Consider the following 1454-nt stretch of genomic DNA (forward strand, 5'->3'; position numbering starts at 1 on the left):
TGAACTGCGCCCCGAAACTTGGACTGAATAAATAGCGACTACGCCGCAAGGGCCCGGCTCCGGAACTCCTCCGGCGTCAGGCCCTTCAATCTTACCTGCCTGCGCCGCGTGTTCCAATGGACTATGTACCCTTCCAGGTCGCGCTTGAAGTCCTCGAAGCTGCCCCACTCCCTGCCGCGGTAGAACTCGTCCTTCACGTGGCCGAAGAGCTGCTCGGTGGCGGCGTTGTCGATGCAGTTCCCCTTGCGCGACATGCTCTGGGTGATGCCCGCCCCCTCCAGCCTGGAGGTGTAGGACTCGTGCTGGTACTGCCAGCCCATGTCCGAGTGCATGGTCGGTGCCGCCCCGTCGGGCAGGGCCTCGAGGAGCCGGTCGAGCATCCTGTGCTGCTGGGCGAGGTCCGGCGAGGTCGATATGTCGCTCGCCACGATCTCCTTCGTGCAGAAGTCGAGCACCGGGGCCCAGTAGGCCTTGGCGCCGGCGACCTTGAACTCGGTGACGTCGGTGCCGAGCTTCTGCCACGGCCCCTCGGCGCCGAAGTCCCTCGCGATGACGTTCTCGAACGTACTCCCCACGAGCCCCCTGTAGGAGCTGTACCGGCGGCGGGAGCCCCGGCGGCGTATCCCGCACCGGATGCCCATCTCGCGCATCATCTTGAGCACGGTCTTGTCGGCCACGACCGCGCCCAGCTCGGCGCGCAGGCACATGGCTATCTGCCGGTGCCCGCAGCCGTTGGCGGTGCGCGAGAATATCTCGGCCGCGGCGTCGCGCAGCTCGGGCCTGGTCGGCCTCCGCGGGTGCGCCAGCGCGTAGTAGTAGGTCGACCTCCTGAGCCCCGAGCACTCCAGCAGGTGGCGCAGGGAGTGCCCCTCCGCCCTCAGCGCCCTCACCGCCTCGGCCGCCGCCCTGGTCAGAGCCCGTCCCGCTCGACCAGGGCGCGCAATTTTTTTAGGTAGGCGACCTCGGCCTCGAGCCTGCGGCAGCGCTCCTCGAGCTCCTGCTCGCGGGTGCGGGCCCGGGGTTTCGACCTCGACCCCCTCGGCCTGCCCTTCGGTCCGGGCCGCAGCGCCTCGGCGCCGCCCTCGCGGTAGAGCCTGCACCAGCGCTCCAGCGGGGACTTCGACCTGATCCCGAACTCGGCCATGGCGTCGGTCTTCGCCATCCCGCCGTCGACCACGGCCGACGCCGCGGCGACCCTCTGCTCGAATGTGTACCTGGATTGTTTCCCGCCCATGGACAGCAGCGCCTCGCTTCCGAACGCCCGGTATACCCACTGCCATTCTCTCACGGTCTCGCGGGGGACGGACAGGGCCTCGGCCGCCGGCTTGCAGCCGACGCCGGCGTCGAAGAGCTCGACGGCCCGCCTCCTGGACTCCAGGTCGTGCTTCACCCTGAGGTCTATACTCATGGAAAACCTCCCATTTCCCGATGTCCAAGAAATGGGAGGCAGTTCA

The 1454-nt window shown here is 68.2% G+C and carries 2 protein-coding genes; both read right to left on the reverse strand.

Annotated elements, in window-relative coordinates; translation table 11 throughout:
* Window positions 1-38: 38 nt before the first annotated feature.
* Window positions 39-890 carry an IS3 family transposase gene (locus DW913_RS09925; protein ID WP_055250211.1) on the reverse strand — a complete coding sequence of 284 codons (852 nt, stop codon included), beginning with the start codon at window positions 888-890 and terminating at the stop codon, window positions 39-41.
* A 20-nt stretch (window positions 891-910) separates the two neighbouring features.
* Window positions 911-1454: transposase (locus DW913_RS09930; protein WP_369832286.1), on the reverse strand; the 544-nt coding region annotated here is incomplete at its 5' end.

This window comes from Collinsella sp. AM42-18AC (genome assembly GCF_003467965.1).
In the GTDB taxonomy this organism is placed as follows: domain Bacteria; phylum Actinomycetota; class Coriobacteriia; order Coriobacteriales; family Coriobacteriaceae; genus Collinsella.